The sequence below is a fragment of the Lentzea aerocolonigenes genome, assembly GCF_000974445.1.
Classification (GTDB): domain Bacteria; phylum Actinomycetota; class Actinomycetes; order Mycobacteriales; family Pseudonocardiaceae; genus Lentzea; species Lentzea aerocolonigenes.
In genome coordinates this window covers 290151-305028 of sequence record NZ_BBOJ01000005.1, presented here as the reverse complement: position 1 = coordinate 305028, position 14878 = coordinate 290151, and the positions used below count along the sequence as shown (strand labels likewise).

Genomic DNA, 14878 nt, shown 5'->3' with positions numbered 1-14878 from the left:
CAACGAGGGTGAGACCAGGACCGTCGTGATGTTGACAGCGGGTCGCCGCTGCCTACCGTTTTACAACGCCTCTACCTGCTGCTTCATGCTTCTGGCTCTACGGCGCTGCTGCTCGCAGCTTCAACGGAAGCTGATCCCGGAAGCCACCGACGACGCGGTTCCAACTCGTGGCCTTCGTCCGGATATCCAGGTCGTCCGTAAGTCGATCGTGCAACTCGTCGAACACCTCACTGATCTGCACGTCATCGCCAAGGAGGCCCATCTGCACGTTCCCGATCTGCCTCACCGCTTCGTCACGAGTCAGCGGCGGTACGACAATCGGATACGTCGGGAGGCCGAGTGCCCACGCACCGCCAAGCTCCATGAGACACATCGACCGCGAGAAGAACGTTTCGGTCAGCAGCTCAACCACTAGACCGGCTTCACGCAGCGACTGCCGCAGATGTGTACCAACGTCCGTACCTGACGGGATGCCAGTACGACGATCCGACGAGTAGAAGATGCGGCCTTCCGGGACGCCTGCAAGGACGAGCGTGTCACGCAGAAGGTCTGCCAGTGCTTTATCCGCGAAGGCATGACTGATGAACAGCTTGTCTGACGCCACGAGCAAATCCCCTTGATCAACAGGGCCAGCCGACTCGTCTTGATCAACTGACTGACCGCCAAGATACGCCCGCGCAGCATCGAGAACCTTGGTCACGTCGCCGCGGAGCTGTGCAGCATGCAGCGCAGCATTGATCCGCGCCTTCTTGTTGGTGTACTTGCCGGCATCGCGGTAGGCCGAACCAAGTCCGTGCGCGTCGAAGAAGCTCTCGCTAAACGACCCTGTTCGGTCCGCCAGCTCGTTGACCAGCCTCAAGCGCGCATCAGGGGACCACTTGGATGACTTGGGGCCTGACCGCTCGGATGACACTGCAACAGACTAGTCGCGCGGATGGGACGACCCGCTCAACATCACGCATCAGGCTGACCGTGATCAGCCTTCGGCTGCAAGCCGCCGCGATCCTCTGACCGCGGGTGTCCCTCACCATGCACGTCACACGCTGTGCCTCAACCCGAGCGAACCCATCGGAGATAAGCGAGAACCGTGGCCCAACAGCCACAGCCGTAACATCTCAGCTGTGAGCTACTACGGGACGCTGTCGGTTGGCACTCTGGTCGTGAATCGCTTGCGCGATGGCATCGATCAAGAGCTCTTGGCAGCGTTCCGCGACGACATGCTGGTCAAGCACCAGGTTCCATGGAACGAGTACTACAACGAAGAGGGGAGCGGGGCGGAACTTGTCGATGTCTATGAGTTTCGCGCCGACGGTCGAGTCATTGCCCAACGACTCGACGCTCTCGGAATCACTGCGGACACCGTCGCAGAACTTCTCGAATATTTTCTACATGGTGAAGGTCGACACAGGCACAGTTCGAACTTGCCCTCCGGCCTGAGCGATGAATATAGAGCCAGACTGGAAGCCGAAGATGCTGCCCTCGATCAACTTACACCACAGCTTTGGCTCGACCGCGCCATAGCCGCAAAAGAAGACCAAGGCATGGACCATAGCGACCACGACCGACCTCCGAGCACGTTTCGATCAGAGATCGGCAGCATCGACTGGCTTCTTGGACAGGTTGTGGAGTGGTTCCCGCCGCACGCGCTCCGCGCCGTGCTCCTTGTGTACCCAGACAGCGAGGTACGGCTCGACGTTACTGATCTCGTGGAGGAGGACTGGATTTATGGCGATCCCGACACACTTGCCTCACAGTCATTGTCGGCATTGCAGGCGAATTCAGGCTCACATGCACCAGTCATTGTACTAACCGAAGGTCGTACCGACGCCGAGTTCCTAGCTGCGAGCTTGGAGCTACTGTTCCCCCATCTAACCGACCTCATCAAATTTCTGGACTATGACGCGCGCCCCGAAGGCGGAGCCGGAGCTTTAGCCCGACTCGTCAAGTCCTTCGCTGCAGCCGGCATCGCAAACCGAGTGGTAGCAATCTTCGATAATGATTCCGCGGCAGTTGACGCAATGCAACCGCTCACAAAGTTCAAGCTACCGGCAAATATTGTTGTTACACAGTACCCCAACCTAGACGAATTGCGAAGATATCCAACACTTGGACCGCCTACGGCCGAGCACCCAAATGGCACTCAAGAGCTTGCTGACATAAACGGACTAGCAGGAAGTATCGAACTCTACCTAGGACGCGATGTCTTAACTGACGCCACGGGCAATCTGCTACCCGTTCAATGGCGCTCGTTTATTCAGAGCATCAGTCGCTACCAAGGCGAAGTGTCAGACAAGCATGGCATTCAAAAATCATTTCGCGCCAAGCTGGCTAAATGTCGCGCCAACCCGGAAGAGGTCAAGCACTCTGATTGGACCGGAATGCGACATATACTGACAGTCCTCCTTCAGGCCTTCCCACAGCATTCTGACTTGCCTCAGGAAATGTGAGGCGGCCGGCGTAATCATCCCTCGGCCGCGAGCTGTCCACAGGCCGCCGCAATCTCCTGCCCACGCGTGTCGCGCACGGTGCACTCGACCCCCTGCTCCCGCACCCGCCGCACGAACTCCCGCTCCGCCGGTTTCGGCGACGCGTACCACTTGCCGCCCGGAGTCGGGTTCAACGGGATCAGGTTCACGTGCACCAGCCGCCCGAGCTGCTTGCGCAGCTTCTTGCCAAGCAGATCGGCACGCCAGCCCTGATCGTTGATGTCCCGGATCAACGCGTACTCGATCGAGACACGGCGGCCGGTCTTCGGCGATAAATTGCTAGAGGTTCGCCCGTCCCTACCGTTTACAAAGATCACTGGAGATGGCCTGACCAGGCAAAACGCCGGCGAGACAGCACTTGCCGCGACGTCGAATCCGCCGCAGTCACAACCGAGATGCAGGTCACACCCTCCATGTGACCGGCCCACACCAGACCGCATGTTAATCTGTGAACAGGAGCTGGGTTCGGCCCTACTGGCTCATAGCCAGAGGTTCCACAGTGGCAGGGAGATCCAGGTGCGAGTCCTGGCCGCCTTACGGGGCGCGTAGCTCAAGTAGCAGAGCCCCTCTTTTCCTTCCGGGAACGGGTCTACCGCAGCATCGCGGCAGACCCGTTCTTCGTTTTGCGGGCCAGGTCACGTTCGACGCGCGATCGCATTCAGGATGTCTTGCTCGTCGAGCCCCACGGCCGAGTAGTGGTGTCGCGCAAGCCCCTGCGCTCTCCTGGCCACATCAGACCGTTTCATCGCGTTCTTCGTTGAGGCGATCATGTCGTCGATGACCAGGTCGGCCCATTGCGCCTTCGGGATGGCTCCCAGAAGCATCCCGTTCGCTTCACGCGCCAGTCGCTTCGTCACGGCCAACGTAAGCACCAACTCGCCATGCCCGAAGGTGACTGGATCGCCAACCTGGAGGCCCCGGGGACTCGTGCCGGCAACCTTCTCCCAAGCAGCCTCGATTTGCGTAGTCCATGATCCCAACTTGTTGACCAGTGCACCACTGACCCGGCCACCCTCGTGAATGACGCAGTTTCGCATCACCCTGATCGTCGAGAGCTGGATCAGGCTGTCCGGGCTGAAGGCTCGTCCGGTCGCCGTCTCGATAAGGCCGTGTTGAGTCGCGAGCTTCGAGTCTCTCGCAGTATTCCTCGCGCACTTGCCGGCTACTTCGAGCAGTTCCAGACAGGTCTTGAGGAAATCCTCGTGCAGCGCGAGGGCGTAAGGAACGCTCATCGCACCTAGATGTGAGTCGGCATCAACCAGAATCGCGCGCGCCGCCTCGCTGGTAAGGTTGACGCGCTCGATGTGCTCGACTTGCGGAAAAACCTCAGGCAACAACCGCTGGGAACCCTCAGTGAGCTTCAGCATGTGGGCCGCCAGTTTTGCACCCGCGAGGAGTCCCATCATGGCGTTGTTGGCTTCGGCACGCGTCGCTTCGTACTGACGGTAGGCAGCGAACTCAACAACCGCTGTGTTTCGCAAACTTGCCTCTCAGGCTGCCGTCACTGACCGTACATGTCGTACATCGCCGCACGGTAGTCGTCCCGAGAATTGATCTTCTCGCGAAGTCCTGTGTCAGTTGCGTCGAGGTAGGTCGCGACACCCTCCATCGCCTCCTGGAACAGGCGCATGTGGACTCGCGGAAGCGCTCCGAGGGTAGGCGACCCATCCTTCGCAACCGGGTACCTGAAGTGCTCCGAAGTGGGGTCACAGGCCTGAAGCTGAAGCAGCAGACGCTCGACGTCGTCGATGGCGGCGGTGTCGTCCGGGTATACCTCGTTCAACAGCTTCCGCGCTTTGCGCCATAGCACTTCGAGCTTGTGCGTGCGAGGGAAGTCAACCTCTTCATCCTTGTAGCGTGTGCACTGGATGATCAGGTTTTTGAGTTGAAGCTCGATATGCTGGCGCCAGCACATCAGGAAGGGGTAGACGAGATAGTCCTGATCGCGTCCTGTCTCGGCCACTCGCGCGAGCATCAAGCCGGCTGCCTTCCGGTACCCCTCGATGTAGCCGATCCAAGCGTCGCGAGGCCAATCCATGCAGGCGACGAACCACCAATCATCACCGCCTGCAAGGAGATCAGCCTCAGAGTTCGGCCACGGGGGCGTCGGAAGCTCAAACCACTCGGTCACCGTAGAAGTGTGAGCCACAGATTGCACCGGGTCGATCGGTTTCCCAGGTGAACCTCAGCGGGTTCTAACCCTCGGCGGCGAGCTGGCCGCAGGCAGCGGCGATCTCCTGCCCACGCGTGTCACGCACGGTGCACTCGACACCCTGCTCCCGCACCCGCCGCACGAACTCCCGCTCCACCGGCCATGATCGCGTCGGCCACCGCACGGTCGGAGGCGCAATTGTGCCCGCCACCGAGAAGGTGGCCATAGATCCGGGACAGCGATGGCCTGTCGGGGTCTACTTGTTGCTCAAGACCTGAGGTCGCCGGGGTTGGCTAGGGTTTCGGCGTGAAGCGCACGTACTCGGAGAAGACCATCAAGATCCTGTTCGGGCGGGCGACCCGATGCGCGTACCCAACGTGTCCTGAGACTCTGATCTTTGAGGACCGCGGACATCTCACGGTTGTCGCTGAGATCGCGCACATCAGGTCGGGGTCGCCCGGCGGTCCGCGCCATGTGGTCGGCTATGAGTCGGTCAATTCCGAGGAGAACCTGCTTCTGTTGTGCGGCAAGCACCACAAGGCCGTCGATGACCACGAGTCGACCTACTCCGTCGAGGAGCTTCTCGATTGGAAAGCCCGCCAGGTCGCTGACGGCATGAACAGGGAGCTGTCCGACGACCAGCTTGCTCAGATCGCGCAGCACGTCGAGCGATCTCTCGCCGCCTTGGTCGAGGTGAAGCTTACAGTTCAACCGGTCGGCATGATCCACTTTGGACTGACGTGGATGACGATCCCGCTTTCGGGCCTGGCGACCACCACGGTCTCAGCCCCCGATGCGGAACGGTACTTGGGAGTGGAGGTCGTCAACGAAGGACTTGTTGCTGCCACGGTCGGGGCTGTCGGCATCGATTTCGATGTCGACGCATCGGCCTATCCGTGCTACCAGTTCCCGCGGGATGACTCGCTGTACTTTCCATCGCGGCGGCTTGAAGGAAAATCGAGCGCCGCGTGGCCGGCGCACATTCCCACCGTCGCAGGGGGAATCACGCAGATCATCAAGGAGCACGCCCGCGTGCCACGCCGTTTCCGTGCCTATGCTCTGCCCGAGGCGGGAGATCGCGTTGAAGGCGAATGGATGTCGGCGCTGACCCTGCCGATCTGGGAGCCGGGCATGACTCAGGAACGCCTCAACGCAATGTTGGCCACGGCAGCCGAAATTCGGCGGCGCGTTAGCCGCGGCGCGGGTGGTGCTTAGGTCGAGGTGACGCCGTAGCGTCCCGTCAGAGCGACGAACGGTGCGACGAGCTGGTGTGGACTGTTGGGCAACAGCAAGGTGACTCGTTGGCGTGCTCGCGTCAGCACTACGTACAGCAGCCTGCTCGCACTCTCGAATGGCTCGGACTCGTTGCCGTAATAGTCGTTGGTACGGAAGACGGCCACGATGGCGTCGGACTCGCGTCCTTTGGTCTGATGGAGATTCATCACCTGGACGGCAGCCTGGTCGCCAGCGTCGACGTCGGTGAAGGACTCCATCCGCATCGTCTCGACTTGGCGACTGACGGCATCGAGCACGTGACCGGACACGGCCATCAGCCGGATCACTTCGGCGGCGGCTCGACGCCACTGCCGATGGCCGCGGTTGAGTCCCAGCGCCGGCCAGCCGGTGGCCGCGATGTGAGCGGCGGCGTCAAGGTCAGGCGCGTCCGATAGCGCGACACGGAGTTCGTCCAGCCTGGTAGCAAGCAGACCTTCGGCTTGTCCTCTGCCGATAATGAACGCCAAGTCTGGGGCGTACTTGCTCCGGACGGTAGAGGTGTAGAAGACGGCCATCCGCACCAAAACGTAGTCCCAAGCGGTGGTGCCGGCGGCGAACTGCATCATCATCATGAAGGTGCTGAGCGCTTCTCCGTAGCTCTCGGAGAGGCCAACAGCGACGTGGTCGACTCCTCGTTCGGTGAGTGCGGCGGACATGGCGGCCGTGGGTTCGTTGCCGTGCAAGAAGATTCCGAATGTGCTTGCTCCTCGCTCGCGACTCTCGTCGATCGCAGCGCATACCTCATCGGTCGCAGGATGGGTGTCGACTCCGGTCACGACGCGAAGTCTTCCGTTGGCAAGGGCTTCAGCAAGGGACGGATGGGTGAAGTTTCGCTGGCGCACTGCCTCGGCCACGGTGGGCAACAGCTGAGTTGGATCACGATACGAGCCGAGCGGCAAAGGAATCTGCATGGCGTCTGGCCGTGCGACCGCCGCGGCGAGCCTTTCAGGGCCGACGCCCCTTCGACCGGGGATCTTGTCGTAGATCATCTGGTTGGGATCGCCGAGGAGCAGCAGCCGGTTGCCAACCTCCGTAAGGCGTTCGAGCAAGGTCCACTGTTCGCTGTCGGTGTCCTGGAACTCGTCGCAGACCACAAGGGACCACCGGCGTTGCGCGAGCGGGCCGATGTGCGGCAGGCGCAAGATCTTGAGAGCTTCGGGAAGCAAGTCGTTGTAGGACAAGACAGTGGGGTCTTCTTGGAACAGTTTGCTTTCCGCTTCGCCACGCAGCGTGGGGCGTTCGCTGTGGCCGACATAGCGACCGAAGTCGCATACCAGTTGCCACGCCAGCCCATGAAACGTCAGCACGTCCACCCGGTCGGCGACGTCACGGAGGATTCCCTTGCTGCGCCCGAGGATTTGTGTCACCGCAGTTCGGCTGAAAGTCAAGAACAGCGCACGATCACGAGCGACGCCAGCGGGAGCGTCCGCGTCTCGTCGGAGCAGGTGTGTGCGGGCCGCCGCCGCGGCGGTGACGGTCTTGCCGGTACCGGCGCCTCCGAGGACGAGAAGTGTCGGTGCCTCGCTGTCGCGGACGTCGCGTTGCTTGCCGATGGGGCGGAACCGGTGCGTCGTGGTCATGCGGTCAACGTCACCGGCCCGGTGACCGTCCCTCTCGCGAGTTCCACCGCCTGGTCAAGGAATCGGATAGCGACTTTGGGCGCCTTTCCGGACAGCAGATACACGTACTGAGCGTGCACTCCGGACTTGTGCAGAGCCTTCGCGAGGCGCTTCTCCAGGTCTCGGTCATTGAGCTGGTCCATGCCAGCCAAGCCGAGCTGCCACTGTTCGTCCAGTTCTGTGAACGCGTCGAGCAGGCTCTGCCGTGGGATTCCGTGCACGAGCGCCATCTCGATGGCGAATCGTTCGGGCAGTCGAATGACGTCATCGGCGACCTGCTGCGCGTCGGTGAAGGAGATGTCCGCGCCTTGGCCGGGCTTGTCGAAGTCGAGGCCGGCGATCACCCGGAAGCCGAGCTGGCGCGCCAGCCTGCAGATCTTGACGATCTCGGTGTGTCCTTCGCTTTCAACGAACCGGACTCCGTACGCTGCAGGCGACGGCTTGCCGGCGCGCCGTTGGCTGATGGCGGTCAGGGCTGCGACGTCGTGACGGCCTTCGAACACGACGATCGCTCGGCTGCTCATGGCGGGGAGCAACTGCAGGTGGAGTTGCCGCACCACGCCGAGTTCGCGTTTGTCGGACGGCGGCACCATCTGGTGAGCGGTACGTTCGCTCGTTCGCAGCGACAGCCGCACCATCTCCTCGGGACGAAACGCGCGTGCTGCTTCCGGACGCCGAGTTGACATCCACAGTTGATCGCACGCGGTTCGCAGTTCGCGTGCCAGATGTTCGGCGGCACCGGCGTCGAGTTGGTCGCCGAAGTCATCGCACACGACGACCGCGCCTGCCTGGGAGGCGACCACGAGGGCTTCCGCCGCCGCCAGCACCGCAGAGGTCGTGGACCCGTGGCGGCGGAGGGGCAGCGCTTCCGGGGATCCGAGCCGCAACGCTGGCTGGAGCGCTCGAAGGAGCCCTGCCACCGAGCCGCCCTCGGCGCGGAAGTTGACGATGTCCGCAATCGCGGTGTCGGCGTCGATGTCGAGTGTGCCCCGGACGGGCTCGAAGACGTCGTCCAGCACGGCGCTGACTGCCTCGGTCGCGCTGAGCCCGTCGGTGGCGCTGTCGACCGCCGAGGAGAGCGCCTGCAGCGCGGTGGCCAGGTCGTCGCCGCCCAAGTTCAGCAGCTCACGGAAGGCGCTGCCAGGTCGCAGGGTCAAGGGATGGCCGGGCATCAGGACGATGAACGGCAGCATGCTCCGGTCGGGACGGCGGGCCCGGTCGTAGTTCTCGTCGTCGGGATCCGACGTTTTCGGATAGTCCACCCAGTGCTCGCCCACGCCCTCTTCGGGGTTCCAACGCAGCCGGTAGCACAGTCGCAACACCAGCTCGTGGCGCTCTTCGTCCAGGTCCTCGGCTGCGGATGCTTCGACAAGCACGTCGTCTTCGGCATCCCACAGTTCGAGCCGACGGAAGAAGTGCTGTTCGAGTACCTCGCCGAGGTCGGAGAGCACGACCTCGATCTCGGCGGAGCGGATGTCGATCTCGGTGTCGCCGTCGGCAGGTTCTTCCTCGGCATCGGTGGTGTCCGCCTCGACCTCGGCGCCAGGATCACTGTCGTCGGGCGCAGCGAGGTACACGTCGAACTCGTTGGGTGGGGTTCGTGTCGAGTCCGGGTCAAGTACCCGACGAAGCGCCTCGATGAGGTCGCTTCTGCCCGCTCGGGGTTCGCCGACGACCAGGGCGTGTTGTCCTGCTCGCAACTCCAGTTCTCGCCAACCTCGGAACGACGAGATACGCAACTGCCGAACACGCATACCGCAGGCTAGTTGCCCGCCGCGAGGCTGGGACGTGCAAGTACACGTTCGGGTGGTGTCATGTAACAGCAACCGCTGGCCACTCTCGTCCGACACACTGTGGCCACGCCGGGCGGACCCAGTGGGCCGAGGAGACGGGCACGTCGGAAGCCTGGCGGAGCGCTCACTGATCCGTAAGCTGTGGCGGTGGAGACCAAGCAGGTACGCGCGGGCCGGGACACGATCCTGGGGTATGTGGAGCGCGCGAGCCCGGTCGACATCCTCGCCGAGCTGATCTGGAACGCCCTCGACGCGGAGGCGATGAACGTCGAGACGACGGTCGCCATCGGTGGCCTCGACGGGCCCGAGGAGATCGTTGTCTGGGACGACGGGCACGGGATGCCCCATGACCAAGTTTCGGACTTCTTTCTGACCCACGGCGAGTCGTGGAAACGGACCGGTCGGTTCTCCCCGAACATCAACCGACCGCTGCATGGCCAGCTCGGTCGTGGCCGCTTCCTCGCCTACGGCATCGCGGAGCGCGTCGAGTGGCGGTCGGTGTCGGCCGATGGCGACACCTTCAGCGAGACGGTGATCCACGGAAACCGCAGCGCGCCGAACGAATTCACGTTCGACGGCCCGCGGCCAACCAGCGGCCCGACCGGCACGACCGTTCGCATGGAAGCCCGGCAGACTTCGCGGGTCGCGAGCTTGGTCGACGGAGAGATCCAGCTGCCCTTGACCGCGCGGTTGGCGGCGTCCCTGCTGGCGCTCCCCGAGGTCAAGGTGCAGTACTGCGGCCATCACCTCAACCCGCAGACCCACATCACGCACGACGTCGATCTCGACCTGGACCTCGATCCGGCAACGCTGCACGGAAAGGGTCGCCCTCGACTGCGGGTTGTCGAGTGGTCGGCCGACATGCGGTCCAAGACCCTGTATCTGTGTGACGAACGCGGTGGAGTTGTCACCGAACACAAGCTCGGCCGCATGCCGCCGGCACCGATCCACTGGACCGCCTACCTGCAGTGGGAAGGGTTCCGCGACCCCGACCTGATGGGCCCGGCAGACCTTCACGTACCCGATATCCGGCACGGTGAGTTGCTCGCGGTCGCGCAACGCGCGCTCGCTGACTACCTGAACCGCCGGTTGGACGAGCAGAAGGGCAGCATCCTCGCTGAGTGGAAGGCCGAAGGGGTGTACCCCTACCACGGAGAGCCGCGCAGCGCCGCCGAGGAGGTGGAGCGGGAGATCTTCGACATCGTCGCGGTGGTGGCCAGCCCAGCCATCGGTCGGGACGTCAAGCAGAAGAAGCTGTCCCTGCGGCTGCTCCAGGAGGCCACCCGTGCCGAGCCCACGCGCACGAACCGCATCCTGAACGCGGTGCTCGACCTGAGCGACGACGAACAGGAAGTCCTGTTCGACCTGCTGGAACGCACCAAACTGACCTCAATCGTCCGGGCCTCGCAGACGATCGCGGACCGCTCCGACTTCCTGCACGGGCTGCGCGGGCTGCTGTACGCCGACGAGACCAAGACCGTGTTCCGCGAGGTCGACCAGCTCCACCCGATGCTGGTGAACGAGCCGTGGGTCTTCGGCGACGAGTGGAGCCTGGCGCTCTCGGAGACCGGGCTGACCCGCGTCGTGCGCACACTGATCACCGAACGCGGCGACGTGGAGTTCGCCTCGAACCCGGTGAAGCTGCCGTCCGGCAAGCGGGGGCGGGTGGACATGGTGTTCTCCCGTGCCCTGCCCGAGAGCGAGCGCACCCGGCACCTGGTCGTCGAGCTCAAGCGCCCGATGCGACTCACCATGACCGAGTTCGGGCAGGTCAACAACTACGCGTCCGCCATCACGGCCCATCCGGAGGTCGTGGGCGCGCCGCACGACTGGGACTTCTGGCTGGTCGGTACCGAGGTCGACGACGCGGTCCGCAACCTGTACAGCGACCCCGCACGACCTGGCCTGACCACCAACAATCCCCGCTACCGGATCTGGGTCGTGACCTGGGGACAACTGCTTGATCAGGCTGACCGGAGGGTGCAGGCGTTCCGCTCGGCGCTGGAACTGGTCTCCACGGACCAGACCAGCCGCGCCTACCTCCATCGCAAGCACGCGGAGTTCATCCCAGCGCTGTCCTCTGCCGACGAGGCCGAATGACGTTCCGCCGTGTTCCGGGGCCTGCCGGCAAGCCGACGCGCCGGACGATTTTCGCGTGTCCTCAGCGGACACCGACTGTATTCTGTGCGGCTCGCGCCAGACCGGTCCTCTGCGAGCAGGACGTCGACGGCGAGGTACGGGGCCGATGCAGTCACCTACGCGAGACAAGATCCGAAACGCTGTTGCCGCGTTGCTCGTTGCCGCGCTGCGTGACCTGGCGGAACGCGACGGCGCCCCACGGGTTGGCGCGATGGCGGACCTGCGGAACTGGTGGAGATATGGCCAAGAGTCCTTCGTCGCACTGCGGCCCAATGCCTGGCACATGCCCGAGTGGGTCACCGTCGTCGGCTGGCTGAGCACCTTCGCCGAGATGACCGCCGTTCGCGAGGCGATCGACGCGGATCCCGTCCTGGGCACTCGTCTCGACACCATGGTCGGCACCGAGTTCTCGCTGAATCAGCGACCGCTCGACTGGCTCTTGGTGGAGCACCTGCTCGAACCCATGATCATCGCCAGCTGCTCGTACGAGTTCGACGAGGCGGCGTTCGAGTTCCAGTTCAACCGACTGGATGCTGGCCTGCGGTCCGACACCATTCGCTTCGTCGAGTTCGTCCCGCTCAACGGCTTCACGTCGAGCATGACCGACATCGCCTTGGCCGATGGTGTGGTCCTGCGCCCGATGACTGACCGCCAGGTCAGCCGGGCCATCCAGGTCCTGGCGGTACCGGCGGAGTTCAGCAGCGGCCCCAACAGCGTGCAGGTCTCCCGGTTTCACCAGTGGGCCGTGATGCGGGAGCAGGGCTACCCGGTCCTGTCGTACAAACAGGGGATGCCCGAGCAGCCACAAGCTCCCGACTTCCCGAAGCTGGAGGAACCGGCACAGCGGCTGGTCACTTCCCTGCGGATCGTGTGCGGTGGCTCTGTTGTGGCCACGCGTCCGATCCATGCCCAGCACGACGACGACTTCCCACCGACGGTGGACGGAAGCGCTGCCCTGCTGGCCGTGGTCGCGGCCGACATCAGCCGGCCGACCCAGGTGCTCACCGACGAGCAGGTCGAGGCTGTCCGCGAGGTGTACGAGATGCTCGGGAACCGAGTGGTTCGAGAGGACCGGTCGTTGCAAGTGGCGTTACGTCGATTCGTGTTCGCCGGTTCCAAGGCCCAGCCAGAGGACCGGCTCATCGACCTCGTCATCTGCTGCGAAGCCCTGTTCCTCAAGCGACACGGGACCGAGGGGCCGCAGAAAGGCGCGCCCGCGGCTGCGAACGCTGCGCGGTTGCTGGCAGACGACCCGCTGCTGAACGTCGGGCGCAAGCAGGTAGAGCGGTTCGTCAAGGCTGCCTACTGGTTGCGGAACGCGGAAGTTCACGGCGACCACCCTGTCCGCCGATCGATGACACTCCTCTGTGGAGCAACCACCGAAGACCTCGCCCGGTTCGTTGAGGACCTTGGGCTCGTGGTCGGCCGGGCTCTTCACCTGGTGCTGAGCGAGCTGTCACACCCACCCGCGGCTGCCGGCGTGGTCGGATGACGATGCAACCGCCGGGATTGCTCGGCGCCGCAGGCCCGGCGCAGTTCGAGTTCCTGATCCATTTCTGCGGGCGGCCAAGCTCCGCAGCCATAACGCCGACAGTGCCCCAGACGATCCGGGACCTACAGCCGTGGCAGCGGCTGCACAACATCCTGTGGGAAGGTCAAATCCGAGGCTTCGCGCCGTTCGGCTCCGACTCGCCGATGGTGTGTCTCTCGGAAAGCCCGCTGGACCATCTGCGCTGGCTGCTGTCGCATCGTCAGTGGCCGCCGTGGGGCCTGCTTCTGCAACGGCAGACCGTGTACGACCTCGGCGGCGGGCCCGTCTGGTACGCCCGCACCGAGCAGCTGGCGACGCTACCGGCGGAGCTGCGCGGCTGGGCCGTACGGTTCGAGGCCGGGGCCAACCGATCGGACTGGCTGCACGAGCGCGAGTGGCGTATCCCCGTGCCACCCGACAACCCCGCCCTACAGCTTCCCTCCAACGCTGTTCCTGTGATCCTCGTCGGCGACCCGCAGTGGCAGCCCACTGCGCTGGTCCGGCGCACCGTCTTCGTCGATCATCACGGCATGTCGGCAGCTCCCGGACAGCCCGGTCATCCGCAAATTGTCGACGTACCTGAACTGCCGTACCTGTGGACTGCCGCCGTAGAACGCTGGTACTGGGATCCGGCGAACCAACAGATCTGGCAGATTCCTCGCTAGCTGCCCCGCATCGACAACCGCGGCGAAAGACCAGCAAGGAACGGCCGTTCCAGGCCACTACACGATCGGTTCATGCAGCCATGATGGTTGCCTCCTCCATTTCGTTCACCACATCACCCATGGCTCGCTGGACGGCGACCTGCTCCTCGAACTCGGACCGGACGATCTTGACGAGCTGACGGGCCCGAGTGGCCCCTACCCTGAGCCGGACGCGCAACGTGTCAGCGGATATCGGCTTCTGGTGAGCCGCACGGTGAGCCGCGTCTTCTCGCCGGGCCTGAGCCAAGAGAGCCTCCGGCGTGCGCCCAACGACTGCTCGCTCCTCACCTTGCTGCGGGATGTCCACTTCGAGTTCGGGCCCCGTCTCCGGCGCGCCATCATCCAAGTCCGCATCGACAGCTGGCTCAGGCCGATCGACTTCGCGTACGACCGGCACACGACTCGTGGCGCCAATCGCTTGCAAGAGGCCAGGGCCGACCTCTGACCAACCGATCAACAGGAGCGGCCCTACCGCGTCGAACGCCGCCTTACCAAACTCGCCCGCGACCAGAGGCTCTGCCACATTCAGCGCGAGCGTGACCACGCTCGCGAAGATCAGCAGTCGGCGAGCAGGCCGCAGCACCTCCGGCGAAGCACCGGTGAGCGCCAGATGCCGCGTGCCGAGCAACAGCCCAACGATTGAAAGATCAACCGCAGGAGCCACGAGCGGTGCGACCCAGGCGGGCACGCCAAGCCGGAGCGCCAGATTGAGGACGTTGCCGAAGCCAAACAGGAAGGTGAGGGCGACGACGACGCCCATGATCACAGTGACGGTGCGGACAACTGTTGCCGGATCGGTCGCATGCTGAGTCACTCCGCCATTGGGCGGAAGCCAAGCCTCGCCTGAACGTGCGGTTTCTGTAGCGTCGCTCATTGGGTCCTCGCCCTCCTTACAGGGTGGGGGTCAAGGCCCCGCCGTGGGTGGTGACGCACCCGGCGGGGCCGCCTTCACAACGGCAGGTCTGGCCGGGCACGTCGCGCAGCACGACGTGTTCGAGCTGAACTAGTACGGAGCGTGATCTCGGAGGCCCTGCAGAGCGGTCCGCCGCAAGGCGTCCACCGCCTGAACACGGCTCGACACAGAGGAGACCGCCAGATCACGCGCGACTCCCCGGCATCGGCTCGTCGTCACCGGCAAGCTGAGCCGAGACCGGCCCGCTACTCCGATCGAGCGATACG

General features: G+C 63.9%; 11 protein-coding genes and 2 pseudogenes. 5 read left to right on the top strand and 8 right to left on the bottom strand.

Translation table 11 applies throughout. The annotated features are described in order from the left end of the window. Positions 1-97: 97 nt before the first annotated feature. Positions 98-859 (bottom strand): toll/interleukin-1 receptor domain-containing protein, encoded by a 762-nt coding sequence (locus AOM45_RS12060; RefSeq protein WP_030470001.1) that lies wholly within the window; start codon positions 857-859, stop codon positions 98-100. Between the two features lie 262 nt (positions 860-1121). On the opposite strand from AOM45_RS12060, the gene AOM45_RS50755 reads away from it, so the two are divergent. Next, positions 1122-2447, top strand: a complete 1326-nt coding sequence (locus AOM45_RS50755; protein WP_156094071.1) for a HEPN/Toprim-associated domain-containing protein — start codon at positions 1122-1124, stop codon at positions 2445-2447. 14 nt (positions 2448-2461) lie between these two features. Here the strand turns inward: AOM45_RS50755 and AOM45_RS12055 are convergent. From AOM45_RS12055 to AOM45_RS52790, 4 genes and pseudogenes are all read right to left on the bottom strand, one after another. Next, positions 2462-2749, bottom strand: a pseudogene (locus AOM45_RS12055) (dual-specificity RNA methyltransferase RlmN); the annotation flags it as partial. A gap of 372 nt (positions 2750-3121) precedes the next feature. Next, entirely contained in the window at positions 3122-3967 is an 846-nt protein-coding gene (locus AOM45_RS12050; protein ID WP_156094072.1) for a hypothetical protein, read from the bottom strand. 20 nt (positions 3968-3987) lie between these two features. Further along, positions 3988-4617: a hypothetical protein gene (locus tag AOM45_RS12045; protein WP_156094073.1), complete on the bottom strand. Its 630-nt coding sequence runs from the start codon at positions 4615-4617 to the stop codon at positions 3988-3990. A 64-nt stretch (positions 4618-4681) separates the two neighbouring features. Further along, positions 4682-4801: pseudogene (locus AOM45_RS52790) on the bottom strand (dual-specificity RNA methyltransferase RlmN); the annotation flags it as partial. A 143-nt stretch (positions 4802-4944) separates the two neighbouring features. Between AOM45_RS52790 and AOM45_RS12040 the strand changes: the two are divergent. Then, positions 4945-5853, top strand: coding sequence for an HNH endonuclease signature motif containing protein (locus AOM45_RS12040; protein WP_030470005.1), 909 nt, complete (start codon positions 4945-4947; stop codon positions 5851-5853). On the opposite strand, the gene AOM45_RS12035 is transcribed toward AOM45_RS12040, so the two are convergent. Together AOM45_RS12035 and AOM45_RS12030 are read right to left on the bottom strand one after the other, a co-directional pair. Further along, positions 5850-7493: a UvrD-helicase domain-containing protein gene (locus AOM45_RS12035; RefSeq protein WP_051784077.1), complete on the bottom strand. Its 1644-nt coding sequence runs from the start codon at positions 7491-7493 to the stop codon at positions 5850-5852. The two genes, AOM45_RS12040 and AOM45_RS12035, sit on opposite strands and share 4 nt — an antisense overlap. After that, positions 7490-9109, bottom strand: coding sequence for a TOPRIM nucleotidyl transferase/hydrolase domain-containing protein (locus AOM45_RS12030; RefSeq protein WP_051784078.1), 1620 nt, complete (start codon positions 9107-9109; stop codon positions 7490-7492). The genes AOM45_RS12035 and AOM45_RS12030 overlap by 4 nt, the downstream gene beginning before the upstream one ends. Before the next feature lie 363 nt (positions 9110-9472). On the opposite strand from AOM45_RS12030, the gene AOM45_RS12025 reads away from it, so the two are divergent. Genes AOM45_RS12025 through AOM45_RS12015 form a run of 3 tightly spaced genes read left to right on the top strand, consistent with a single transcriptional unit; the run spans position 9473 to position 13660 of the window. Then, positions 9473-11425, top strand: coding sequence for an ATP-binding protein (locus tag AOM45_RS12025; protein ID WP_156094074.1), 1953 nt, complete (start codon positions 9473-9475; stop codon positions 11423-11425). Between the two features lie 55 nt (positions 11426-11480). Then, positions 11481-12956, top strand: a complete 1476-nt coding sequence (locus tag AOM45_RS12020; RefSeq protein WP_201779938.1) for a HEPN domain-containing protein — start codon at positions 11481-11483, stop codon at positions 12954-12956. Beyond that, positions 12953-13660: a hypothetical protein gene (locus AOM45_RS12015; protein ID WP_156094075.1), complete on the top strand. Its 708-nt coding sequence runs from the start codon at positions 12953-12955 to the stop codon at positions 13658-13660. Before AOM45_RS12020 ends, AOM45_RS12015 begins: the two co-directional genes overlap by 4 nt. Positions 13661-13730: 70 nt before the next feature. On the opposite strand, the gene AOM45_RS12010 is transcribed toward AOM45_RS12015, so the two are convergent. Continuing rightward, positions 13731-14459, bottom strand: coding sequence for an MATE family efflux transporter (locus tag AOM45_RS12010; RefSeq protein WP_236703398.1), 729 nt, complete (start codon positions 14457-14459; stop codon positions 13731-13733). Positions 14460-14878: the final 419 nt, after the last annotated feature.

Excerpts from the sequence above, each read along its gene's own strand:
- AOM45_RS12035 (WP_051784077.1), bottom strand. The coding sequence starts at position 7,493 with ATGACCACGACGCACCGGTTCCGCCCCATCGGCAAGCAACGCGACGTC.
- AOM45_RS12015 (WP_156094075.1), top strand. The coding sequence starts at position 12,953 with ATGACGATGCAACCGCCGGGATTGCTCGGCGCCGCAGGCCCGGCGCAG.
- AOM45_RS12010 (WP_236703398.1), bottom strand. The coding sequence starts at position 14,459 with ATGGGCGTCGTCGTCGCCCTCACCTTCCTGTTTGGCTTCGGCAACGTC.